This is a genomic window from Pedobacter fastidiosus (genome assembly GCF_014306625.1).
GTDB lineage: Bacteria > Bacteroidota > Bacteroidia > Sphingobacteriales > Sphingobacteriaceae > Pedobacter > Pedobacter fastidiosus.
The window spans coordinates 112136-137621 of the sequence record NZ_JACRYL010000001.1 but is presented as its reverse complement, the minus strand read 5'-3'; the positions used below and the strand labels follow the sequence as shown (position 1 = coordinate 137621).

Genomic DNA, 25486 nt, shown 5'->3' with positions numbered 1-25486 from the left:
AAAATTTCTAAATAGATAAAATTTTAATATGCCAACATAGGAATATTATCAGTTTCGCAAACTTTTATTTTGTATCAGATTTGTTATTCAATCTTTCGATTGAAAATAAAGTGCTTTCGTATGTTTTCAAAAGGTTAATTTCTCGTTAATATCCCATTAAATTGGACTGAAATTTTAATTAAAAAATATTAAATTCAGTGGGCTAAAACAAAAAAGCCCTCACTAGGTGAAGGCTCAAGAATCCAGCGATTAAACTGGATGCACAGTATATTTTTTAAACCGTTTCTTCTGAAACGAATTTTGCTGATGCGAAATCGCGGTTCATACGGGCTATGTTCTCCAAAGAAATTCCTTTAGGGCATTCTGCTTCGCAAGCACCAGTATTGGTACAGTTACCAAAACCTTCAGCATCCATTTGTGCGACCATGCTTTGTACACGACGATAACGCTCTGGCTGTCCTTGAGGTAATAGTGCCAACTGAGAGATCTTTGCAGAAACGAACAACATTGCTGATGCGTTTTTACAGGTAGCTACACAAGCACCACAACCAATACAAGCAGCAGCCTCGAAAGCAGCATCAGCCTGCATTTTTGGAATAGGCAAATTGTTTGCGTCTTGAGCATTCCCTGTATTAACAGAAATAAAACCACCTGCAGCAATAACTCTATCAAATGCAGAACGATCTACCGTTAAATCTTTAACTACCGGAAATGCAGCCGCTCTCCAAGGTTCTACCACAATGGTATCACCATCTTTAAAAGAACGCATGTGCAATTGGCAAGTAGTAACCAAATCTTTAGGTCCGTGCGGGCGGCCATTGATAAACATTGAACACATTCCGCAAATTCCTTCACGACAATCGTGATCGAATACTACGGGTTCTTCACCTTTGTTAATCAATTGCTCATTTAAAACATCGAACATCTCCAAAAAAGACATATCCGGTGAAATATCGGCCAATTTATAATCAACCAAAGCACCTGTAGTTTTATTGTTTTTTTGACGCCAAACTTTTAGCGTTAAGTTCATATTTCCTGTACTCATGATATTGAGATTTTGGACATTAGATTTGAGATGTGAGACTTGAGATGTGAGACTTGAGCATTTGGCAATCGCCTTATCTCATATCTCAAATCCATTTTCTCATATCTACCCTCTCACATCTATTTATAACTTCTTTGTGCTACTTTAATATTTTCAAACTTCAACTCTTCTTTATGAAGCTCAAAGTTTACACCTTCTTTAAATTCCCAAGCGGCTACGTATGCGTAATCCACATCATCACGTAAAGCTTCACCTTCTTCCGTTTGATACTCTTCACGGAAGTGACCGCCACAACTTTCATTACGATTTAAAGCATCAATACACATTAACTCACCTAATTCTATAAAATCGGCCACGCGACCAGCTTTTTCCAATTCGGTGTTTAACTCATCGCTAGTTCCAGGAACCCGAACATCTTTCCAGAATTCAGCACGCAAAGCTCTAATTTCTGTAATTGCTTCGTTTAAACCTTCTGCATTACGAGCCATTCCACATTTTTCCCACATAATGTGGCCCAAACGCTTATGGAAATGATCTACAGATTTGGTTCCTTTAATATTGATTAATGTATCTAAAATACCTTTTGCTTTAGCTTCAGCTTCCACAAATGCAGGGTGATCTGTAGGAATTGCCTTTACCGAAATTTCTTTTGAAAGGTAAGCTCCAATGGTGTAAGGCAGAACGAAATATCCATCGGCCAAACCTTGCATTAAAGCAGATGCACCTAAGCGGTTTGCTCCATGATCTGAGAAGTTTGCCTCGCCTGTGCAATATAATCCAGGTACTGAAGTCATTAAGTTATAATCAACCCAAAGGCCACCCATTGTATAGTGTACCGCTGGATAAATACGCATTGGTGTTTCGTAAGGATTTTCACCAGTAATCTGTGCATACATATCGAACAGGTTACCGTATTTCTCTTTGATCACGGCAGTCCCCAAACGCATACACGTTTCTTTATCTGGATTGTGAATACCAGCTTTCGAAGCTTCAATTTTACCGTAACGTTCTGTATTTGCTTTAAAATCTAAATAAACAGCAAGTTTAGAAGCACCAACCCCATAACCGGCATCGCAACGTTCTTTAGCCGCTCTCGAAGCCACATCACGAGGAACCAAGTTACCAAAAGCAGGATAGCGACGCTCTAAATAATAATCTCTTTCATCCTCAGGAATTTCTGAAGCTTTACGGTTATCATCTTTCTTTTTAGGCACCCAAATCCGACCGTCGTTACGTAATGATTCAGACATTAGCGTTAATTTTGATTGATGATCACCCGAAACTGGGATACAGGTTGGGTGAATTTGAGTGTAGCAAGGATTTGCAAAATAAGCACCTTGCTTGTGTGCCTTCCACGCTGCAGTAACATTACTTCCCATTGCATTGGTAGAAAGATAGAATACGTTTCCGTAACCACCTGTTCCTAAAACCACGGCATGACCGAAGTGACGTTCCAATTCTCCTGTAATTAAGTTACGTGCAATAATTCCACGAGCTTTACCATCGATTTTAACAACCTCCAGCATTTCGTGGCGAGTGTACATCTCTACTTTACCCATACCAATTTGGCGTTCTAAAGCAGAATATGCACCTAATAATAATTGCTGACCAGTTTGACCCGCAGCATAAAACGTACGTTGAACTTGCGTGCCTCCAAATGAACGGTTATCCAACAAGCCACCATATTCGCGAGCCAAAGGAACACCTTGAGCCACACATTGATCTATAATGTTTGCGCTTACTTCTGCTAAACGATGCACATTTGCTTCGCGAGCACGGTAATCGCCTCCTTTAATGGTATCGTAGAATAAGCGATAAGTACTATCGCCATCGTTTTGATAATTTTTTGCTGCATTAATACCTCCCTGAGCAGCGATGGAGTGCGCTCTACGTGGAGAATCCTGAAAACAAAAACATTTTACTTTATAACCCATCTCGGCTAAAGTAGCTGCTGCCGAAGCACCTGCTAAACCAGAACCTACAATAATTACTTCAATACTTCTTTTATTCGATGGATTAACCAAAGCCACTGATGACTTAAATTTTGTCCATTTATTGGTTAATTCGCCTTCCGGTATATTTGAATTAAGATCTGACATATCTTTCGTGCTTAAAATTATTTAATTAAACCAAAGTGAAAAGCAAGGGGCATTGCTGCAAAAACAATCGAAATGATAATTGAATACCAAACACCCACACTTTTGATTATACCGTTATACTTTGAATGGTTCCAGCCCATGGTTTGGAATGCTGATGCAAAACCATGTAGCAAATGATAACACAAAGAAACCATCGCTAAAAGATAAACCGCAACTCTAACAGGATCTTGAAACTTATCTCTCATTACCGCATATAAATCTTCGTGGCCGTTTGCATCTACAGAAGGAATTCCTGTAAAACGAGAAACTACCCAAAAATCTTTTAAGTGAACAACAAGAAAAATAAGCAACAATGTACCAAGTAAGCCCATTGAACGGCTATACCATTTACTGTTTGCCTTACCATCATTTACCGCATATTTAACAGGCCTAGCTTTATTGTTCTGTAATGTTAATCGTAAAGCCTGAAAAATGTGCACAAGCAATCCAAGCATTAAAATAACTTCACCAGCCCTGATAATCCAGTTGGTAGCCATAAAGTGTGCGCCGATGTTAAACGTTAAACCTTGATCATCTAAAAATATCAAAGCATTAATACCACAGTGCACAATTAAAAAGAGTACTAGGAATATACCTGTAGCACCCATAATAAATTTTTTTCCGATAGAAGAGGAAAAAGCATTTCCGAAACCACTCATTTGATTAGGATTTATATCTAAATTTCTTGCAAAAGTATTTAATTATAGCCTTAATTTATAAAGCATTATGACAAAACAGCGATAAAGTATTTATTTAGAAACATTCTAAAGCCATATTGCTAGAAACCGAAAGAATTTTGATTATTTATGCTTTCATTTAGGGGGGAAAGCGATTGCACAAGCCATCTTTCACTTAGCAAGTTTAATATTACGGCACTTTAGAAGGCGCCCAAATTATAACGCAAAACTTACGAGTAATATAAATTACTGTTATCTTGGCAGTATAAAACGATCTCAATGAAAAATTTAATTATTGCTTTGCTGAGTTTACTTTCATACACAACCATGGCTCAGGAAATCGATGCCGAGAGTTGGAAAAAAGAAGCACAAACCAATATCAGATTAGCTCCCAAATATGGAAATGCAATTAAATCTGAAGCCGAAAAAGTTGCTGACGCCGAATTAATTAAATCTTACACAGAACGTGAGGGAACCCCCAAAAAAGCTTCAGAACTGTTGGTGCAGCTAGGCTTTAGTTATTTAAATAAGGGTGATTTAAAAACCGCTATGTATCGTTTCAATCAAGCTTGGTTATTAGATCCAAAAAACGAAAATGTACAATGGGGATTTGGAGGCGTTTACTTTAGGCTCGGTGATTTTGAATCTGCAATTGAGCAGTATGATGAAGGATTAAAGATTAACCCTAAAAGTTCTGATATATTAACTGACAAGGCAACAATTTACGTTTCCAAATATGATAAAAGTGAAAGCGCTGCAGATTTAAAAATGGCTACATCTTTATTTAAACAATCCTATAAATTTGATCCTACGAACCAAAATACACTTTTTAAAATGTCTGTTTTATATTATATTACGGACGACTGCGTGAATGCAAAACGATATTTCTTAGAATGTAAAAAACTTGGTGGCAAACAAATTACGCCAGGTTATGAGGAAGCGCTATACAAAAAATGCAAGTAATTTAAATATTTACCAAGTCGTTAATTTCGTTTCTGAGCTTAAATTTTTTATTTTAGCTCATGCAAATCACAAATTCGCAAATCCCTATTCATTTTTTATCCCAAAGCTAATCATGGAAAAACCATGACTTAGATTTTTTGATTCCAAAATAAAAAAATGAGAAGATTATTTACGCGTTATCCATTTCTATTTTTAATTCTAGCAGCCGTTCTTGTTGCCAACGATATTTTGCATTTCGCCCCAGCACAGGTTAATACTGGTTTTACCCGTTGGCTTGTTCCATTAGTGCTTACTTTTTTGGGATTAGTTGGCTACGCGATGAAAAAAAATGATCAACAGAAACAAGCAAAAGCAAATCAACAATCAAGACCTTTTTAATTATGGGATTATTTAAAAATTTATTCGGCAATAAGCAACAGGATGCAACTTCAAAGCTCCCTACTCATAAAGAAGAATGGGATACTTACCTTACTAATGTAGACCATAAATTGGGCTCTATTCTACTCGATCTTGGTTTTAAATCCATTGCACCCATAAAAGATAAGGCAAGCTTAGTATGGATTTCAATTCAAATGAACAATCCAAGAGAAGATGGTTTATCCTCAACGGAAGAAAGTGATAAACTTTATGAAATTGAAGACCGTTTGGTTAATGCGCTAACTCAAAAATTCGATTGCGTTTATCCAGGTCGGTTAACTTCCAATGGCCATCGAGATTTATATTTCTATTTCAGCGATAGCTTATTGTTTGATAAAACCATTTCTGAAGTGATGGTTGCTTATCCTACTTACGAATATGATTTTGGGGTAAAGGAAGACACCAATTGGACTGCCTATTTAAATTTTTTATATCCTTTACCAAGTCAGTATCAAACCATGTTAAATAGACGGGTTTTAGAAAATTTAAGAAAAGCAGGAGATAATCATGATTTACCTAGAAAGGTTGATCATTATTTATTCTTTAAGGCTTCATCAGATCGATCTAGTTTTATCAATCAGATAGATGGTTTAGGCTTCAGTATAGAAAACCAAAGCGAAGGCTCGGAATTTGATCATTCGTTTTCCCTTCATTTAACCAAAACAGAAAAGGTTGAGTACGATACCATAAATGAAACAACCATAAAACTTGCCGAAGAAGCTCGGAATTTTAATAGCTATTATGATGGCTGGGGATGTCCGATTGAAAAGTAAATTCAAAACATTTATACAACTAAGTTTTTCGTTATATTCGTTTCAAAACTTCGAAAATGAAAAAACATCCTTACTTAGCTTTATTTGTTGTTTGTATTGTATCCTCCTGCAAGCCTGATGTTGCAAACTTTTCAGCAAAAACGAAAAATTTTGGGCAAAATGCCGTCATAGAAATATCGAACGGAAATAGCGGACAGGTTCTTAGGTTAGAAAACATTACGAATTCCAATCAGTCTTTTAAGGTCAACTATCCCGTTGTCGGTTACGCTTCTCTAAAAACTAAAGATGGCGGAAATGAAAAGTCTTATTGGATTTACTTGGACAAAGATAACTATGAGTTAACTCTTGATGCTCAAAATGGAGGCGTTTATCCTATAAAAAATTCTACATCTACTGAAGGTAAAGAACTTATTGAATTTTATAAGATATCGGATCATGTAAGTAAAGATTTAGTAGATAGTTTGGAAGTTGCGCAAAAGGAAATGGAATTTATTAATCCGGATAATGCGGAGCAAAAGGCTCGAAACTTGGATCGATGGACAGAAAAAAAGATTTTATTAAACATTGAAATTATTAAAAACTTTGCTAAAAAATACCCTGATTCTGAATTGCCAATATTATTGCTCGATAAATTGGGAAGAGTAGATATTAATCCGTTAGATTATAAATTGGTTTACGATGGCTTGAGCGAGCGGGTTAAAGAAAGCAAACAGGGAAAAAGTCTTAAACAAGAAATTGATCAATCTACTCAGATGATGGTTGGCAGTAAAATGCCAGCTATTGAAGGAGAAAATTTGAGAGGCGAGAAATTCGACGCAAAGAAAATTTTAAAAAAGGTTAATTTGTTTATCTGCTGGACTTCCTACAATACCAAAACAAGAAGAGATAATCCAGAACTAGTAAGACTTTACGAAGATTATAAAAATAAAGATGTAGAGTTTATTGGGGTATCGTACGACAAGAAAAAGGATTGGTGGCAAAATGTGATTCAGGATGACAAGCTAACTTGGCCACAATATTCAGACTTGAAAGGAGCGAAATCGCCAAATGCCAAAAATTTAAGTAATTATAGTATTCCTTATTTATTTCTAACGGATAAAACTGGGAAGGTACTTATGAATGATCTGACCTTAGATTTTCTTGAGGCCGAGATCAACAAGAATCTATAACGCCTTAAATAAATTATTTTACCCTTACAATAAGAATTTATAAATCATTAACAAAAACCTAAAAAGAATCATGGATTTAAAAAAAGTAAAATTTCGAAAGCTTGCAATGGGCCTATCAGCTGTGCTTTTGGCCGTTGTGTTTGTTACTTCTTGTGGCAAAAAAGATGATGAAAATGTTTGCATTCAATGTAGTGCAAGTGTTTCTCAAAGCTCTGGTAATGCAGGTAATGTAGTTACCAGTAATATGGAAGATTGCGGTAGTACAGCAGAAGTAAATTCGGCAGAAGCTAATTTCCGCACCCAAAATACTGGAAGCACAATTACCTGTTCAAGAAAGTAATTCGATTAAAAAAATCCATCCCTGATTCAAAAATTCTTAAAATTCATCCCACAAAAAAAGTCCCGATTTGCATCGGGACTTTTTACGATTTATGTGTTCGAGTTTTCTTAAGCTACTTTAACATTTACCGCGTTTAGGCCTTTTCTTCCTTCTTCTACGTCGTAGGTTACAGAATCATTCTCACGAATGTTGTCGATTAAGCCTGAAGCATGAACAAAGATTTCGCTATCGCCGTTTGATGGAGTGATAAATCCGAAACCTTTAGTTTCATTAAAAAATTTTACTGTTCCTTGTTGCATTATATTGTATTTAATTTCCCCAAAGGTACGGTTAAATCGCTATAAATCAATTTTTTATTTTTTTTGCTTCAATTATTGTTAAATATGTTGATTGATTGCGTTTTAAGCCCTATTTAATCGCACGATTTATTCCATCAATGCTCGAGGTATCTCCTGGTTTTATCAATAAAGCACGCTCAAAACTTGCCTTTGCCTCTGCTTTTCTGCCCGAAAATAGCATAGACCAACCCAACATGTGGTTGCCATCGTAATCAAATGGATATAAGCTTACTACTTTTGCGAAGTACTTGGATGCAGAAGCATATTGTTTTCTATTGTAAATAATTACGCCAGCCCAATAATTAGCCTGTGTATTCTGCGGGTCGAGCCTTAAAATATCATTGTACTGATCTAATACTTTATCCCAACTGCTCATTAAAGACAGTGGTTTTACCAACCCGAATTTTGCCTCAACAGCATTAGGGCGAATATTTACCGCCCGTAAATAATAGGTTTGTGATGAGGTGTAGTTCTTTGCCAAATAATACAGCCAGCCAATCCGAAGATTCAATTCGTAATTATTTTCAGCGTAAAAAGGCATTACATCACTTATTGCCTGACTGTAATTTTTCTTCCCTTCATCGTTATAACTATTTTGAAATGCTTTTTGTAAGGCAGAATTTGCCTGTGCATTTGCCTCAAACACAGAAAAGCCAATAGCAGAAAATAATAAAATACGTTTTAAAAATTCCATGTAATGCCTCCGTTAATTGAGTGTTGTAAATAATTAAATTTAAAAATATTATCTGATTTACGCTCAAATGTATAATTCAAACCTAACAGTATATGCTGTTTTAACAAAAAATAACAATTAGACACCACCTTAAACTTCGTTTTGTCGAAACCGTTGTAAATATACCTACCATCAGCCTCTGCGTAATTATATTGATTTCCAAAAGTAACGCCTTCTTCAAACCAAAGATTCCTAATCGGCTTAAAGCCAACCAACTGGTGAAAAACCAAATTCTGCTCACCGCTTACATCCATCATCGTTAACCTCGAAATGGTATATAAATTTAAATTCCCGGTGATATATTTCGTAAACTTTAAATTATACTGTCTAGTTTTTTCATCTCCAATTTGAGATAAAATAAAATCACCCTGCAAATCATCTCCAGCATCCGAATATCTTAATCCAAGCAAACCAACGTTGTTTTGATAAACCAACTGGTGAAGATTGGAACGCATATAATGATAAGCGCCAATGATGTTTATTTTTTGAAATGGAGTGTAATTCAGCTTTACATAATAGCCAGGCTGTTCGATATCATCATCACGAATGGGTTGATTAAAATAAGTAAAAGATTGCGATAACGTTAATCGGTAACCTAACCGCACATCAACAAATGCCCTAGAATAAGTAGAGTTTCCGCGTTCGTAAATATTGGTAAATTTTATTCCTGTTTCTGCACCTGCTGATAATAAACTGAATCGATTTACTTTTTTTCCTTCTACGGTTTTGTCTTCCAAACGCCGGGCTAAAAAGCCTGCATCTTCTGGCCGGTTTAAGTACACATTACATAAATAGGCGTAATACAGTGCAATTTGATTAAACCGATCTGTTTCTAAAATTTTGTTGTATTGCGTTAATGCGTCTGTAAAATTTTCTCTTACAAATGATGCATAACCAACCCGTAATCTCAGCAAAGGAAAATCATCGCCTTTGGCAATTGCATCTTTACCAAAATTGATTAATTTTTGCCATTCGGCTGAATTATAGAGCGATAGCGAAATGCTATCTGTTTTTTGAAATTCTGTTTGAGCCTTGCCAATTGTTACAAAAACAATTAAAAGTAGGGCAGTTAACTTAAGTCTGTTTCCCATTTAATTTTAACTTTTTTGTTTTTGCACAGCAGTTCTAAATCCGTAATTCCTTTATTGCTGATTTTAATTTCTGCATCAAATAACTTTTTGCTTCTTCCTAATATTTCATCGATTGCTTTAACGTTAATTTCTAATCCATCGCTTTGTAAAACTGATACATTCGAATAAACCCTTTTGATGTAAGTAAAAAATGGTGAGATTAAATCTTGCAGCCATAAATTAGGCTTAAAGCTTTCAGAATCTGTTGCATAAACATCATTTACAGCGTGTGTTGAGAAATTGATTTTATATGCACTTTGATAAAAAAGATACAAAAGCGATTGTTTACTTCCATAAAAACGCGTAAAATAAAATGAATTGAGATTATTTATGAAGTAAGCAATTGATTGATTTTCATGACAATAAAAATAATTATAGTTCAGGCTATCTGTAAAAACCTCCCAAGTTTCGTGCTTGCCATTATCACTTTTAATTTTAGCAATATAGCCTGGTTGAAAGTTAAAAGCATGTTTTAAATAAGCATTAATTTCTGGCGATTGAATGGTTTCACCTTCTTTGGGAACCTCGAAATTTTGAAGTTGATTATTTTGCTCATTCACAAAATATGCGAATGGATAAGCGAAAGTTTTAGAGCCGATATAAGGCGTTGTTTGCATCTGAAAATGAAGATGTGGTTCTGGCGAACGACCCGAATTTCCACATTGCCCAATAATTTCCCCTTGCCGTACAAAATCCCCTACTTTAACTTTAACAGAATTCTTTTTTAGATGCGAAACTTTTGAATACAAATCTTCCGCGTGTTTAATTACGACCGTATTTCCCCAATTTTGCTGAAGATTAACTTGGCCAATCACATTATCATCAATATGATTAATTACTTCCTCTACAACACCATCAGCAACGGCTAAAATGGGTTTGTTAAAACAATAATAATCTTCTGGTTTAATTCCGGGCAATTGATAGGTTTTATTGTCCAAATCCTTCAATACAAAATCCAATGCCTCGCTCCATTCTCCTTGGTGGGTAATTGCACCTTCATACCCTTGAGAAACTGTCCATGCGCCCATAAAAGGCAATCCTAACCTTAAGTACCTAAAATCTTTTAACCTTTCCTGTCCATTTAAAAACTGATATAAATTGGTTTCTGGCGAATAATTCTGAAGCGCTGTAAGTTGCAGTTTTCCGGGCTTTTTTCTGAGCATAAAGAAATACAAAAGCCCGATGGTTACAAAACAAAATGGTATCGAAAAAACTGGCAAATTGTATAAACCGAGAAGCTTAGAAAAGCCGTTAACCAATAAGAATGTAAACGGAATAGCCACTATAGCCCATAAATATGAGCGCCAAGATGGGATGAGAAAAAATCCGCCAATGGCACAACTCACCATCATAAAATTTGCACCTAAATGGTAGTTACTTATGCCTTCGGGATAAGTTCCGGTGAGGTGGTTTATAATACAGGCTACTATGAAGCCAATAACTAACAAACTGAACCCGATGCGGGAATGGATGAAAAAACCTATACTGATTAATATGCCCGCAAGAATGCTATTTTGAAACAACACTGCACTTACCGATCTAAAAAACAAAGCCACGTAAGGCGACATATTTAAATCATCGAAAAACTTGCAGAGCTGACTAAAATGAGATGAGCCATTGGTGTTTAATTCGAAAATAACATAACTACTTTTCTGCATTAAACCCATACCGGCGTAACCATTTACGGCAACTAGAACAAGCCAAAAAGTAATGATAAATGGAACCGATAAAGTTGGCAAGGCATATTTTCCTAAAAGTGCTTTAATGTTTACGCTGAGCATAATACACAGAAGCGTTGAGGCAAAAAGCCAAAACCAAAATGCATAATTGAAGTTATAGAATGTTCCAAAACCGATGCCCAAAAGCAATGAATTAAAACTGTACAATCCTAATTTGATCTCTTCTCTATCAAACCCCAAAATGGTAACCAACGCAATTGAAAATATAACGCAGATTAATCCACTAATTCCAGCGGTTAAACTAAACATAGAAACTACAAACAATAGCGCACCCAAGATTTTGTTTTGAGAAAAAAACAAAATTGCGTAGCTATTTAAGCCCGCATGTAGGTAATATTGAATGTGTTTTTTCAAGTAATTATGATTTCAAATGTTTGGGTATTTCTTCCATCATCTCTAAATATTCTAGTGTTTCTGGTTTTCTAATTTGATGACTTTGACCATTCTGATCTATTAAAACAACTGCTGGCCTCATGTTAATAAATTGCATCCATTGGGTCATGTTATAAGCCCCAACTTTATGTACCACCACTTGGTCGCCGGTTTCTAAAAGTGGGAGATTTATGCTTTCTCTAACCACATCAATATTCATACATAGTGGGCCAAATAAAACGGTTTCCTCGGTGTATTGCGAGCTTTCTTGTGCCGGACTTATTTTATGATCATACCAATTTGAAGTGAACAAAATGTTGATTCCAAAGTCCATTATTGTTGCTCGTCTTCCGTCACTTAATCTTTTGTTGGCAATTACGCTACCGAATAAATAGCCTGCATCATCTATTAAAACACGACCGCTTTCTAAAATTAAAAGAGGCAATTCATCTGGCGTAAAACCGAAATTAAGGATAGTGTTCGTAATCGCTTCTGCAAAATCTTCTACAGATGGAACGGTATCTACACCAGGGAGATAGGCTCCTTTTAAAGTATTAGTTGATGGGAAACCACCACCCAAATCTAGGTATTGAATTGGATTTTGAAGTTCAACTTTGCAACGTTTAGCCAAAGTACAAAGTTTTGTAGAAGCTATAGAATAGGCTGACGTAGAAAGCATAAATGTACCTATATGACAATGTAGACCAACTAATTCGAGGTTTATTGTTGAGGTAATTTTATTTATGGCGGTCCAAGCCTGACCGTTTTCGTAATTAAAACCAAATCTATCCCAAATCGGATAGACACCTGTATCAAAATTTACTCTGATGGCTACTTTAGCTTTTTTGTTTAAATTATCACAAATGCATATTAAAAGATAAAGCTCATCAAAATGATCAATATGGATGAGTGAATGATTTTCGATTGCTAAGATTAAGTCTGCTTCTTTTTTATCTGGTCCGTTGAAGATAATTTGATTTCCAGAAACGCCATTTCCAAGTGCCTTATGATATTCAAAACCAGAAACCACCTCTGCCCAACTTCCTTCTTGATGAAAGATTTTGCAAACGGCATTTAGATAATTGGTTTTATAACTCCAAGCAAACTGAACTTTTGGATATCTTGTTTTAAACGAACGAACAGCGGATTGATAATTTCTCCTAATCTGCTTTTCAGACAATACAAAAACGGGCGAACCGTATTGTTCAACCAAACTCTTAACCGTAACACCTTCAATCTCTTTAACAGGATCAAAATCCGTACGCGTACCAAACTTGTTCATCAGTCCGGTATTCATTTTTTTGATTGTTGGCCGTTCGTATTTTTGTTTCATAAGCACCTCCCAACCCTCCCCAAAGGAGAGGGCTTTTGGATTTCTAATTTATTTTTTTTGTATCAAGACAACTGTCGTTTAACCACAGATTTTAAAGACCTGACCTATCGTCTATAAAGAGATAACCATTCTTATATTTTCTTAAATGCCTTCCATGGTTAAACTAAATCTTATCTGTGTTCATCCTTTTTATCTGTGGTTAATTAATTTAAAGTTCCCCAAAAGCAGAAAACTTCTGAAATTCTTCTACATCTACCACATTATCCCAAGCATAGCGAACAAACATTTTGCCTGTTTTGTAAGTGGAAAAACTATCAATTGGGTTTCCTAAGGCTAAATCTACGAGCGCCTTTGGCTGATTTTGACCAGAAGCAACTGTTAAATAAATCCATGCCGGAAAACGCGGATTTACTTCCATAATGTATAAATCGCCATTATCTTCTTTCATAATTTCCAACTCAAAGCCACCTTTCCAGTTTGTTGCTTTAGCGAAATCTTTAGCAAGTGCAATCAGTTTTTCATCTTCAATAGTAATTCCTGCCCAAGCTTTACCTTTTTCTGTGATGTACATTTTCCGCATTGGGATTACGCTAATTGCATCGCCCATTCCATCTCCCAAACCTGCAATATTAATTTCGGTTCCCTTTATAAATTTTTGGATGATGATTGGCAAGCCCCATTTCGCATGCAACTTGTGAAAAGCCTTGTGCGCATCCGAAGCATTTTGAACTACATATGCATCATAAAATTTTCCCTTTACCAATAAAGGATAACCAAACTTCTCTGCCGGAACATCAATTTCTGATGATTTGAAAATCACTTCATCAGCAGGCACCTTAAAATTATTCTTATCGCCAAAGGCTTTTAAATTTACTTTGTCTCTTTCTTCTAACTGTTTGTGAGAAGGTAAAAATGTTTTAATTCCAATGGATAATAATTCTTTTTCTATCTTAATAAAATTGTGAAGTTCCGCATCAAAATTCGGAATCAATACGTCAATATTCTCCTTTTCCTGAATGTAGCTTAACCTTTCTAACAAAGCTTTAACCCCAGCCGAAGGATATGGAATTTGGTACGTTTTATCTATGTGATCTTTTAAATAAATTGCGGGCTCCAATGTTTCGTAAGCTAAGCCGATAATTTTCAAATCACTCCCAAAACCATCACGCAAAGCTCTAATTACCGCCAATCCAGGGCCTGGATTATCGTTCGCATTTAAGCCTGTAACAGCTATGGTTAATGCTTTAGAGTCTTTTTTATTTTGGGAAACGTACATGATTAGTTTTAATTTTTGCCTTACAAGTCTAAGAGATTTGCTTCTTTTAATTGCAACATATAATCGTCCCAATCTCGTTCCAACTGACTAGGCTCTACTTCGTATTTATCTATAATGCGTTTTTTAATTTCTTGTTCAGATTCAGCCAGTTTCATATAAGCCAAAATCTCGGCTGCAATGCCATTACTAGTAAAAGAATCGCCGGTTGCTGGATTGAAAATAAATCCATTTTCGCTTGTCGCTATATTCGATTTTAGTTTCATAACCTATTAAATATTTCCTTTTTGTTGATTAATAAAATCGGCATAAGCATCGCCAACTGGCAACTCAGAATTAGCCAATTTAACTTTCCTGTTATGGATAGATTTTATTTTATTCAATGCCACAATATAACTTCTATGAATTCTTGTAAACTGATCTGCAGGAAGTTTTTCTAGCACCTTTTTCATTGTCATTAAGGTTAGCGTTGGTCTGTCACTTGTGCTTAAATAAATTTTAAGGTAATCGCCCATGCTTTCAATATATTCAATATCGCGAAGCAAAATTTTAATCATTTTATACTCAGAATACACATAAATACTTTCATCGTTTGTGCTTTCCTGAGTTGAGTTTTTGTATTTATGAAAGTCTATGGCTTTTTCTACCGCTGCGGTAAAACGCGTAAAATCAATCGGTTTTAATAGATAATCGATGGCCTGTAGTTCGTAACTTTCGAAGGCATAATTCCGGTAAGCTGTTGTAAAAATAATCATCGGGCTATTTACCAAACTGCGAACCAGCTCAACACCAGTAATATCTGGCATATTAACATCTACAAAAAGTAAATCAACAGCATTCTGTTTTAAATATTCGGCACCAGAAAGTGCATCCTCAAAAACCTGTACCAGCTGCAGTCCTGGAAACCTAGCTACATAGGTTTTTATAAGTTCGAGCGCCAAAGGCTCATCATCAATAGCTACACATTTTAAAGCCATAATTTAATTTAAAAGCGTTAGCAATTTACACACAAATTAACCGAAAACATTTCATCGGCGTTATTGATACTGAGCTGATGGCGCTTAGGATATAAATGTTCTAAACGTTGCCTCGTATTGGCAATACCTATTCCACTGCGCTCTAAGTTAGATTTGTATGGATATATTTTGTTCTGGCAAGAGAAATCAACTTTATTGTTTTCAATACTTAGATTAATATTTATAACCGTTTTTTCTTTTTTGGTAACCCCATATTTGAAGGCGTTTTCAATAAAAGTCATGAAAATTAATGGTGCAATTTTTTTTCCATCGGGTTTCCCCTGAACATTAAAATTTAGCTCTGCATCGGCACCCAATCTCAATCTTTGCAATTCGATATAATCTCTCACACAATCAATTTCATCCTTCAACATTACAAAATCTTGGGTAACATCATCCGTAACATATCGCATAATGTTCGAGAGCTTCATTATACTTTCGGATGTATGTTCGCTATTGATTACAGATTGGGTATAGATATTATTAAGTGTATTGAAAAGAAAATGAGGATTAATTTGCGCCTTCAAAAAAGAAAGTTCTGCCGTGGCTTTCTCCGCTTCTGCTTTAACGACTTTAGATTCTGCATTTTGCCAACGCTGAACGGTACTCGTAGCAATGCTCAGCCCCATAATCATCATAAAAATAAAAAGACTGATGACATCGATATTTTCAGATTGGTGAAGATCCAAAATTCCTTTTTGTTTTTTAAGGTTTGGGTCTTGCATCCGAAGATCCTGATTGGGCAAGGGTCCAAATGGCATTGTAATATTTGGGCCAACTGTAGTGTCTTTCCCTGGCTGTAATGATTGATTTAGCCCTTTTGGCTGACCATCTTGAAAGCCTTTCATTGCTGCCATTACACTTTTATTATGCCCAAGTAAATTATCATAAGGCTGGGAATAATAAACAAAGCTGAAGAGTCCCAAAACAACCGCTGTGTATATGAAATAACGCTTTTTAAACATCAGCTTCGGCACTAAAACCAAAGCATTAAAGTAGAACATCACCATGTAAGTAAGGCAAAAAAGCCAGTAATATGGTGATGCTAGCAACAAAAAACTACTCTGACCAGATTGCTCGTTATTAATAAACAGAAGTGGAAAAGTTAGAAATAAAAGCCAACCTGCTGCATGAATAATGAAAGTTGGGGTTTTAAAGCGTTGCATGCTACAAATTAATGATATTTTTTCCGGCTATTTGGTAAGATGTTTTTTGGAATTTGAACTAGCTGTAAACCAGTTCTCTTTTTTTCTCATAGTTTACAACAATATCATTATTCATTTTTACGATGAAAGTTTCATTATTGTTGTTTCTTGCATCGTAACTTAAAATCAGCAAATCGCCTACAATTTCATGTAAAACCAACTTCGGACTTGTATATGTAATCGAAACTACGTGACCAGCTTTGTTTAATAAATCTGAAGCGTATATATTTAATTCAGCAAAATCAAACAAGATAGAATTTCCTTCCTCATCATTAAGAATTGGCATTTGGTTTTCTAAGCCTTCGATGGTATTCATTACTATATAATTCAATTTCTGATGCAGAGCATTCGCTCTTTCATTTGCCTGAACCATCTCTGCAAAAGTATTTAAACTGTGGTTTAAACTATAAATTTTAGATTTCTTTTGAAATTCCTTATATGTATCGTGATAGATTCTTCTTTCAAAATCGTTTTTACACATAAAATTGAAATACTGTTTTGAGCTAAGGTTAATGTACGCTAATGCCATAATGTTGGTGTTAGTTGCTTATTCAAATATGAACACTTATTAAATATTAAATTATAGAGTATCGGTAAACACTGATTATCAATCGGTAAATAGCGAAACTAAAGCTTGATTATGAAAAATAGATGAACTTGTAAAACAGGATAGAGTGGCTTTTATTAAAACAGTTTAAAATGTGCATGGTAATAATTAATAAAATAATGTTTAGCAAAATTTTATGTATGGAAAGCCAATGTAAAAACGCTTTGAATAGAACTTTATTGGATTGGCCCTAATTCTCAGCCAACGGTTAAGCCATTCATTGAAATTAATTGTCAAAAAAAAATGCCCCCGAAAATTCGAGAGCATTTTTAAAACTTTTACTATTTTAACTACTGAACTGGGAAGTTGAAATTATAAGTTCCTTGTTCATCTACACCAGCAATTCTGATGATGTTATTTTTGGTTTGAGGCAATGCTTTTTGTACATCAGCTACGCTGTTTACACTTAGGCCATTTACCTTTGTAATGATTAGTCCTTTCGGAATTCCATAACTATCAAATGCTTTACCTTCGGCTACGCCTGTAACCACAACACCGTTTGCAATGCCAAATTTAGATTTTTGAGCTGCAGAAACTGGAGCAAACGTTGCACCCAGTTTAGAAATCTCAGCGCCTTTAGCTGTATTATTTTTAGCAACTACACCTACACTGGCTTCACCTTTTAAGGTTACAGTGTAATCTTTTAAAGCACCATCTCTTAGAACGGTTAATCTAACTTTATCGCCAGGATTTAACCGGCCAACTTTCTCTTGCAAATCTGGAGAATCGTAAATAATAGCACCATCAACTTTTTTGATAATATCACCAGATTTTAATCCAGCAGCTTCAGCGCCACCACCTGCAACAACATCATTTACATATAATCCATTAATTTCGCTTGTTTTAATTTCTTCTGGATTATCAGCACTCAAAGGCACAAAGTTTACACCTATGTAACCTCTTTTAACCGATCCATATTTCATGAAATCATCAACAATTTTTCTTGCCAAGTTAACTGGAATTGCAAAACCATAACCTTGATTGTAGCCACTTTGTGATGCGATTGCAGAATTAATACCCACTAATTCGCCATTTGCATTAACCAATGCACCACCACTATTTCCTGGGTTAATCGCTGCATCGGTTTGAATAAAAGCTTCTATACTAGAATTTACAGGTTGTTGAGGCCTTTTGCCGGTACGGCGATATTCTTCGTATTCCTCTTCTGTTAACTGATTGCCTTGTTGTTGCTCGCGACCAATAATACCAATGCTACGAGATTTTGCACTCACAATCCCCGCAGTAACTGTAGTATTTAAATCCAATGGATAACCAACTGCCAAAACCCATTCACCTACCTGTACGTTATCTGAGTTGCCCATTTTAACTACCGGTAAACCTGTCGCATTAACCTTAATCAAAGCTAAATCCGTATTTGGATCGCGACCGATAACTTTCGCTTCAACTTTACGTCTATCTGTTAAAATTACCTCAACTTTCTCGGCATTTTCAACCACGTGATTGTTAGTAACGATGTAACCATCCTGACTGATAATTACACCAGAACCAGATGCGGCTCTAGGCTGGCGTTGTGCCTGACGACCGCCACCACCGAAAAAATCGTCGAACATATCAAACGGAGATGAGCCGCCTTGCCCTTTGCCTGATGCTGCATAAGTTGTTTTAATGTGTACTACTCCTGGTGCAACCGCTGCTGCAGCCTGAGTAAAATCTGCTTCACCTGCTGATGAAACTTTTAATGGATTGTTAGCGAAATACAATTGTTGTTTTTCAGAAATTGTACCTCCTAATTGGTTACGCTCAATAAGTTTGTAACCCCCAATGGCTGCTGCACCACCTATAAATGCAGCCAAAACTGTGATTCCTAATATTTTTTTCATTTGTTAATTATTTGTTTTTTAATAAAGGTCGCGAGAGCATTGCGTTCGTCTTTGATTTAAGCAGAATGCCCCAGCAGTTTTTATCTGCTTAAATTTCTTTCGTTAGTTTATTCAAATTTAATACCATATAAACGATATTTGTATAACTAAAGCACTTGGTTTTGTGTTAAAAAATGTTAAATCAAAAAACTGTTAACTTTGGTTGCTTTCTACAATTCAAATATTGCATTTAAAAATGAAGCTTTCATGAAAATTAATTTCTTTAAATATCAAGGCGCAGGAAACGATTTTATTTTGGTAGACCATACTATGAGTCCGTTAAAAGAAGTTGATAATGAACTAATTGAGCAACTTTGCCACAGAAGATTTGGTGTTGGGGCAGATGGATTAATGTTCGTTACCAAGCATGATAAGTATGATTTTGAGATGCATTATTTTAATGCCGATGGCAAGCTGGGCAGTATGTGCGGTAACGGCGGTCGCTGTATTGTTGCCTTTGCTAAACAGCTGGGAATCATAGATAAAGAAACTAACTTTTTGGCAGTTGATGGCCCACATTATGCCAGAATTTCAGAAAATGGCGAATGGATTGACTTACAGATGATTGACGTAGACACCATAACCAACGATGGCAATGCCTTTGTGCTGAACACAGGCTCTCCTCATTATGTAACTTTACAGAAAGATTTAAAAGATTTCGATGTTTACCACGCAGGAAAAAGCATCCGTTATAACCAAACTTACAATGCAAAAGGCATCAATGTAAATTTTGTTGAAGATAAGGGCGATCATTTGTTTGTGCGCACCTACGAACGTGGCGTTGAAGATGAAACCTACGCCTGCGGAACCGGAGTTACCGCGGTAGCGATGGCTGTGGCAAAACATAAAAATCAAACAGGCCATGTTAAAACCGATATTAAAGTTTTAGGTGGCGATATTAAAATCGAATTTGATTACGACGGCGAGAAATTTACCAATGTGTTTTTATGCGGTCCGGCGAAATTGGTATTTGAAGGCGAAGTGGGATAAGGATATTTTTATTTCAATCTATCGGTTGGTGTATCCACCGACCGAAACCTTAGGCCTTTTATCGCTTCTCACAAATAAATATCTATCGGCTGAAGCACGACGGCAATGAATATACAGAATGTTTAACCAACTAGTTTTTACGATTCATCTATCGGTTGGTGTCTCCACCGACCGAAACCTGAGGCCTTTTACCGCTTCTCACAAATAAATATCCGTCGGCTGAAGCACGACGGCAATGAATAGGCAGAATTTTTAACCAACTAGTTTTTACGATTCATCTATCGGTTGGTGTCTCCACCGACCGAAATCCAAGTAAAGCAATAGCTGTTAAAGAAAGTATCTACATCAAAGCACCTACATGCTTCGTTAGCGCCACAAAATCTGCAACGGTTAACTGCTCAGCTCTTTTTTCAAAATAAATATGATCATCCATTTTATCGCGAGGCATAACCGCAGATAAAGCATTACGTAAGGTTTTTCTTCTTTGATTAAAACCTGCTTTAACAACTCGCCAAAATAATTTCTCGTCACAATCCAGTTGCTCAACCTCATTTCTAGTTAAGCGAATTACAGCAGAATTTACTTTTGGTGGTGGATTAAAAGTTCCAGGCTTAACGGTAAATAGATATTCAATTTTATAATAAGCCTGAAGAAAAACACTTAAAATACCATATTCCTTGGTTCCTGATGGCGATGCACAACGTTGGGCAACCTCCTTTTGAAACATACCCACCATTTCTACCACATTATTGCGATTATCTAAAATCTTAAATAAAATCTGAGAAGAAATGTTGTAGGGAAAATTCCCAATAATGGCAAACTTGCCTGGGAAAATGGCGTCGAAATCTAATTTTAAAAAGTCGCCATTAATTAAGCGATCGCCGAGCTGAGGATATTTCTCCTTTAGAAAATGAAAAGATTCAGTATCAATATCTATTAAATAAGTTTCTAGATCTTCGCGTTGCAACAAAAAATCAGACAGAATTCCCATTCCGGGCCCAACCTCTAAAACCTGATTGTACTTATCGGTACTTACCAAACTTTCTACAATGCGGTTGGCAATGCCCTTATCGGTTAAAAAATGCTGACCTAAATGTTTTTTCGCTTTTACTAAACTCATACCCCAACCCCTAAAGGGGCTTTAAAATTTAAAATAATTACCTCAAAGATAGGCTTAATATTCCTTTGCGAATAACTTCGTGTTCTTTGCGGTTTCATTTTTTTTAAAGTCTTTAAACGAAAATCAGTAATTTGCGCTAAAATTTTCCAGTAATTATGAGCGATAAACTTAAAATTGGCATTAGCATAGGCGACGTAAACGGCATAGGTTTAGAGGTAATTATCAAAACGTTATCCAATCCTGCTATTTTAAATTATTGTACACCAATTGTTTACGGTCATACTAAGGTTTCATCCTTTCATAGAAAAGCAAATAACCTTGGCGATTTTAGCTTCCACGTAATCAATCATGCCAACCAAGCTCAGGTTAAAAAAGCAAACATGATTAATTGCTGGGAAGAAGATGTAAAAATAGAACTTGGTCAGGTAACTGAAACTGGCGGAAAATATGCACTTTTATCGTTAGAAAGAGCAACAGCAGATCTGGTTAATGGCGATATTGATGCCTTAGTTACAGCGCCGATCAACAAACACAACATTCAATCAGAAACTTTTAAATTCCCTGGTCATACCGAATATTTACAAGAAAAAAGTGGAAGTAAAGATGTGCTGATGTTTTTAATCAGCGAAAATTTACGCGTTGGTGTTGTTACCGGACATATTCCTGTTAAAGACGTTCCAACTTCTATCACGAAAGAGAAAATATTAAGCAAGTTAAAACTGATTAACGAAAGCTTGAAAAAAGATTTTTGGATCGAGAAACCAAAAATCGCTGTTTTGGGCTTAAATCCTCACGCAAGTGATAACGGATTATTAGGCGCAGAAGAAGCAGAAATCATCACTCCAGCCATTCAAGAAGCTTACGATAAAGGTATAGTTTGTTTTGGTCCATATCCTGCCGATGGTTTTTTTGGCAATGGCAGTTACAAGCAGTTCGATGCAGTTTTAGCCATGTATCACGATCAGGGTTTAATCCCTTTCAAAACATTGGCCTTCCATAATGGCGTTAACTATACCGCTGGTTTAAACTTCGTACGCACTTCTCCAGATCATGGAACTGGTTACGATATTGCAGGTAAAGATTTGGCCGATTCTACTTCGTTCACCGAAGCCTTATTTTCGGCCATCCACATTGTAAAAAACCGTAGAGAGCAAGAAGAACTGTTAAGCAACCAATTACGCGGTGGCGGAAAAGTTGTAGAAACCCAGTTCGATATTAAAGATGATGCTTCGTAAAAACCAAAGCTAAATCTTAGTTATAGCTTACCCATTTTATTTTTTGTAAAGCAAGGCTTGGTATTCCATCGGTTACCGAAGCCCTGCTTTCCCTACAAGCCCAATAAAAAATTGGGGCTTTTCGTCCAATCAGGTTTAATTTAGCTAAAACAGTGCAATAAACCTTGGTATAGCGAAGTGTAAAATATATTTCAACAAATTGGAGTAAGATTATTATCTTCGTTGTTCATTCCCTATTCCGCTTCGCGGAAACATCCTAAAACTTAACTTACATTGCTTTTAGCTATCGTTGATAGACAAAAGATAACTTTAAAGGAGCTTGCTTTACCTTGAAATTACTTCATGTATTGAAGTTCAATCCGGAATAGAATGAAAAAAACATCTTTAATAACATCGTTGCTCTTAATTTTAAGCCTTATTGGTTGCAATAATTCAGATCAAGAGATTAAGACAGTTGTAGAAAGTTTTTATAAAAACTATACATCAGACCATCATCAAGCTAAAAAATCTTTTTTAAGCTCAGATTTATCAAGCTTGATGAATCAAGCAATTGCTAAAGAAAAAATCAGCGAGGAGTTGGTCATAAAAAGCGCACACCCAACCGATAAGCCAGATTTAATTGAGGGCGATATTTTCTCGAGCCTTTATGAAGGTCCGACGTCAGTTTCGGTAGGAAAAATAAAAACAGATGGCGACACCGCAGTTGCTACAGCAAATTTTAAAAACGCTACTTATAAAACTTCATGGCAAGATGAAATCCGTCTCGTGAAGGAAAAAACTTGGAAAATTGATAATGTAATTTACAAAGGAGAATCACCAACCAATTTGGATACTAAAAAATTTCTGCACGATTTTATCAAAGGAGAATAAAGTATCAAAGGTGTTTTTTGCATTTAAAATTCAGGATCTTAATTTTTGAAAATCTAGTATATTGGCATCCCAATTAGGTCAATAGAAATGAAAACTCATTCCACATTAAAATTTATCCTACCAATTATTGTGGTTTCGCAGTTTCTCTGCACTTCTTTATGGTTTGCCGGAAATGCAGTTTTGGGCGACATTGCTAAAAATTACCATCACGAAACCAATCTCTTAGCCAATTTAACCAGCATGGTTCAATTTGGCTTTATTGCCGGAACGCTGATTTTTGCCGTTTTTGCAATATCAGATTATTTCTCACCATCAAAAGTATTTGTTATTTGTGCGCTCATTGCCTCAGTATTTAATCTGGGAATTTGTTTAAGAAACATTCCAATTGAATTTTTAATGAGTTTTCGTTTTTTAACAGGGTTTATGCTAGCCGGAATTTATCCCGTAGGTATGAAAATCGCTTCAGATTATTATAAAGAAGGGCTAGGGAAATCGCTAGGCTTTTTAGTTGGCGCATTAGTTTTAGGAACAGCCTTTCCCCACCTAATTAAAAGCTTTAGTTTAAGTTTTCCGTGGCAATATGTAATTTATGCAACATCGTTTCTTACAGCAATTGGCGGCTTAATACTTTTTGTTTTTATACCAGATGGGCCTTTTCGCAAAGCAGGTCAAAAAGTAAATTTTGCCGACTTTATTTTAGGCTTCAAAAACCAACAATTTCGAGCTATTGCATTTGGTTATTTTGGCCATATGTGGGAATTATATGCCTTTTGGGCTTTTCTTCCACTAGTACTAAATTTTTACAAGTCAAACAACCATCTAAACTTCAACATATCACTGCTCAGTTTTTTAGTTATTGGAGTAGGTAGTTTAGGCTGTGCTTTTGGTGGCCTATTATCTCAGCATTTTGGTGCTAAAAGAACTGCTACAATTGCCCTTTCCATTTCTGGCTTATGTTGTTTGCTTTCCCCTATTTTGTTAACAAGTTCCATGCCCTTGCTATTAATTTTTTTCTTTATTTGGGGACTAACAGCAACAGCCGATTCCCCATTATTTTCCTCGCTTATAGCAAAATATTCATCTGCAGAAACTAGAGGAACCTCCTTAACAATCGTAAATTGTATCGGCTTTGCGATTACTATTATTAGCATTCAACTCCTTAATGTTTTATCAAAACAAATTAATAGTAGATATCTTTATGTGGTATTGGCGATTGGCCCATTGCTGGGACTTTTGGCATTGATTAAAAAATCTAAATAAAAAAAACTCATAAAATGAATTCAATTTCCCCAATTATAAAGCCCAAAGATTTAATCGAATTAAACCTTTCTGAAGAAATCGTTATTATTGATGCTAGTGCAGGATCAAAAGCGAGATATGATGAAAAACATTTAGAAGGTGCACTTTTTGCAGATGTAAATAGTGATTTAGCAAATATTGAAGATTTCGCCAATGGAGGCAGGCATCCTTTACCAACTTTTGATCAGTTCGCAAAGGTTTTACAGAAGTTTGGAATTTCAGAAAATAGCCATGTTATTGTTTACGATGATAAAAACGGTGGAAACGCAGCCGCTAGATTATGGTGGATGTTGAGAGCCATCGCTCATAAAAAAGTTCAGGTAATAGATGGAGGTTTCGATGCTGCAGTTAAAGCGGGTTTCCCACTAAGCGATAAAATTGAAGTTTCAAAAACTGTTGAGCCATACAAAATAACAGCTTGGAATTTACCTGTTTCCAATATTGATGAAGTAGAAAAAGTTGCCAAAACGGGAGATTATATTGTGATTGATGTACGAGATGCAAACCGGTTTGCGGGTTTAACTGAGCCCATTGATCTTATTGCAGGGCACATCCCTGGCGCAATAAACATTCCTTTCACTGAAAATTTAGACAATGAGGGTTCTTTTCTGGCTCCAAATGTTTTAAAGGAAAAATATTTGAAAGCTTTAGCGGATGTGAATTCAGGAAATATTATTGTGCATTGCGGATCTGGGATTACAGCTTGTCATACACTTTTGGCGATGGATTACTCGGGATTACCAATTCCTAAACTTTACGTAGGATCGTGGAGCGAATGGAGTAGAAATAACAAGGAAATGGTTTTGGCAGAGTAATCAATTCAA

At 35.9% G+C, this 25486-nt stretch carries 25 protein-coding genes; 10 read left to right on the top strand and 15 right to left on the bottom strand.

Translation table 11 applies throughout. From position 1 onward, the window contains the following. Positions 1-274: 274 nt before the first annotated feature. The 3 genes from H7U22_RS00625 to H7U22_RS00615 all read right to left on the bottom strand — a co-directional run bounded on the left by H7U22_RS00625 (position 275) and on the right by H7U22_RS00615 (position 3842). The gene (locus tag H7U22_RS00625; protein WP_187069406.1) at positions 275-1045 is read right to left on the bottom strand and encodes a succinate dehydrogenase/fumarate reductase iron-sulfur subunit; all 771 of its coding nucleotides are present in this window, start codon (positions 1043-1045) and stop codon (positions 275-277) included. Positions 1046-1164: 119 nt separating this feature from the next. Next, positions 1165-3144 carry a fumarate reductase/succinate dehydrogenase flavoprotein subunit gene (locus H7U22_RS00620; RefSeq protein WP_187069405.1) on the bottom strand — a complete coding sequence of 660 codons (1980 nt, stop codon included), beginning with the start codon at positions 3142-3144 and terminating at the stop codon, positions 1165-1167. Between the two features lie 17 nt (positions 3145-3161). Further along, positions 3162-3842 (bottom strand): succinate dehydrogenase cytochrome b subunit, encoded by a 681-nt coding sequence (locus H7U22_RS00615; RefSeq protein ID WP_187069404.1) that lies wholly within the window; start codon positions 3840-3842, stop codon positions 3162-3164. Positions 3843-4139: 297 nt separating this feature from the next. On the opposite strand from H7U22_RS00615, the gene H7U22_RS00610 reads away from it, so the two are divergent. The 5 genes from H7U22_RS00610 to H7U22_RS00590 all read left to right on the top strand — a co-directional run bounded on the left by H7U22_RS00610 (position 4140) and on the right by H7U22_RS00590 (position 7522). Further along, on the top strand, positions 4140-4823 hold the full coding sequence (locus tag H7U22_RS00610; RefSeq protein ID WP_187069403.1) for a tetratricopeptide repeat protein: 684 nt from the start codon (positions 4140-4142) through the stop codon (positions 4821-4823). Positions 4824-4979: 156 nt separating this feature from the next. Further along, on the top strand, positions 4980-5201 hold the full coding sequence (locus tag H7U22_RS00605) for a hypothetical protein (RefSeq protein ID WP_187069402.1): 222 nt from the start codon (positions 4980-4982) through the stop codon (positions 5199-5201). A 2-nt stretch (positions 5202-5203) separates the two neighbouring features. After that, a complete protein-coding gene (locus H7U22_RS00600; protein ID WP_187069401.1) occupies positions 5204-6013 on the top strand; it encodes a DUF695 domain-containing protein in 810 nt (269 codons plus the stop codon). A 56-nt stretch (positions 6014-6069) separates the two neighbouring features. Continuing rightward, positions 6070-7182: a TlpA family protein disulfide reductase gene (locus H7U22_RS00595; protein ID WP_187069400.1), complete on the top strand. Its 1113-nt coding sequence runs from the start codon at positions 6070-6072 to the stop codon at positions 7180-7182. A gap of 70 nt (positions 7183-7252) precedes the next feature. Further along, entirely contained in the window at positions 7253-7522 is a 270-nt protein-coding gene (locus H7U22_RS00590) for a hypothetical protein (RefSeq protein ID WP_187069399.1), read from the top strand. Positions 7523-7629: 107 nt separating this feature from the next. Here the strand turns inward: H7U22_RS00590 and H7U22_RS00585 are convergent, their stop codons facing one another. The 11 genes from H7U22_RS00585 to H7U22_RS00535 form a co-directional block, all read right to left on the bottom strand. Next, positions 7630-7821, bottom strand: coding sequence for a cold-shock protein (locus H7U22_RS00585; protein WP_109925297.1), 192 nt, complete (start codon positions 7819-7821; stop codon positions 7630-7632). A 109-nt stretch (positions 7822-7930) separates the two neighbouring features. Beyond that, complete coding sequence (locus tag H7U22_RS00580; RefSeq protein WP_187069398.1) at positions 7931-8554, bottom strand: tetratricopeptide repeat protein; 624 nt, start codon at positions 8552-8554, stop codon at positions 7931-7933. After that, positions 8542-9684 carry a hypothetical protein gene (locus tag H7U22_RS00575; protein WP_187069397.1) on the bottom strand — a complete coding sequence of 381 codons (1143 nt, stop codon included), beginning with the start codon at positions 9682-9684 and terminating at the stop codon, positions 8542-8544. The genes H7U22_RS00580 and H7U22_RS00575 overlap by 13 nt, the downstream gene beginning before the upstream one ends. Continuing rightward, entirely contained in the window at positions 9663-11816 is a 2154-nt protein-coding gene (locus H7U22_RS00570) for an urea transporter (protein WP_187069396.1), read from the bottom strand. The genes H7U22_RS00575 and H7U22_RS00570 overlap by 22 nt, the downstream gene beginning before the upstream one ends. A 4-nt stretch (positions 11817-11820) precedes the next feature. After that, on the bottom strand, positions 11821-13131 hold the full coding sequence (locus H7U22_RS00565) for a type III PLP-dependent enzyme domain-containing protein (RefSeq protein WP_222621769.1): 1311 nt from the start codon (positions 13129-13131) through the stop codon (positions 11821-11823). A 244-nt stretch (positions 13132-13375) separates the two neighbouring features. Continuing rightward, complete coding sequence (locus H7U22_RS00560; protein ID WP_187069394.1) at positions 13376-14443, bottom strand: ATP-grasp domain-containing protein; 1068 nt, start codon at positions 14441-14443, stop codon at positions 13376-13378. 20 nt (positions 14444-14463) lie between these two features. Then, positions 14464-14706: a PqqD family protein gene (locus tag H7U22_RS00555; protein ID WP_187069393.1), complete on the bottom strand. Its 243-nt coding sequence runs from the start codon at positions 14704-14706 to the stop codon at positions 14464-14466. A 6-nt stretch (positions 14707-14712) separates the two neighbouring features. Then, a complete protein-coding gene (locus H7U22_RS00550) occupies positions 14713-15417 on the bottom strand; it encodes a LytR/AlgR family response regulator transcription factor (RefSeq protein WP_187069392.1) in 705 nt (234 codons plus the stop codon). 17 nt (positions 15418-15434) lie between these two features. Further along, the gene (locus H7U22_RS00545; RefSeq protein WP_187069391.1) at positions 15435-16622 is read right to left on the bottom strand and encodes a sensor histidine kinase; all 1188 of its coding nucleotides are present in this window, start codon (positions 16620-16622) and stop codon (positions 15435-15437) included. Positions 16623-16680: 58 nt separating this feature from the next. Beyond that, entirely contained in the window at positions 16681-17190 is a 510-nt protein-coding gene (locus tag H7U22_RS00540) for a hypothetical protein (protein ID WP_187069390.1), read from the bottom strand. 368 nt (positions 17191-17558) lie between these two features. Continuing rightward, entirely contained in the window at positions 17559-19109 is a 1551-nt protein-coding gene (locus H7U22_RS00535; RefSeq protein ID WP_187069389.1) for a trypsin-like peptidase domain-containing protein, read from the bottom strand. A gap of 246 nt (positions 19110-19355) precedes the next feature. On the opposite strand from H7U22_RS00535, the gene dapF reads away from it, so the two are divergent. Then, complete coding sequence (dapF, locus tag H7U22_RS00530) at positions 19356-20138, top strand: diaminopimelate epimerase (RefSeq protein ID WP_187069388.1); 783 nt, start codon at positions 19356-19358, stop codon at positions 20136-20138. 340 nt (positions 20139-20478) lie between these two features. Here the strand turns inward: dapF and rsmA are convergent, their stop codons facing one another. Beyond that, complete coding sequence (rsmA, locus tag H7U22_RS00525; protein ID WP_187069387.1) at positions 20479-21258, bottom strand: 16S rRNA (adenine(1518)-N(6)/adenine(1519)-N(6))-dimethyltransferase RsmA; 780 nt, start codon at positions 21256-21258, stop codon at positions 20479-20481. Between the two features lie 155 nt (positions 21259-21413). Between rsmA and pdxA the strand changes: the two genes are divergently transcribed. From pdxA to H7U22_RS00505, 4 genes are all read left to right on the top strand, one after another. Further along, entirely contained in the window at positions 21414-22493 is a 1080-nt protein-coding gene (gene pdxA, locus H7U22_RS00520; protein ID WP_187069386.1) for a 4-hydroxythreonine-4-phosphate dehydrogenase PdxA, read from the top strand. A gap of 369 nt (positions 22494-22862) precedes the next feature. Then, positions 22863-23363, top strand: a complete 501-nt coding sequence (locus H7U22_RS00515; RefSeq protein WP_187069385.1) for a DUF3828 domain-containing protein — start codon at positions 22863-22865, stop codon at positions 23361-23363. Positions 23364-23450: 87 nt separating this feature from the next. Further along, positions 23451-24623 (top strand): MFS transporter, encoded by a 1173-nt coding sequence (locus H7U22_RS00510; RefSeq protein WP_187069384.1) that lies wholly within the window; start codon positions 23451-23453, stop codon positions 24621-24623. Positions 24624-24637: 14 nt separating this feature from the next. Next, complete coding sequence (locus H7U22_RS00505; RefSeq protein ID WP_187069383.1) at positions 24638-25477, top strand: sulfurtransferase; 840 nt, start codon at positions 24638-24640, stop codon at positions 25475-25477. Positions 25478-25486 lie beyond the last annotated feature (9 nt).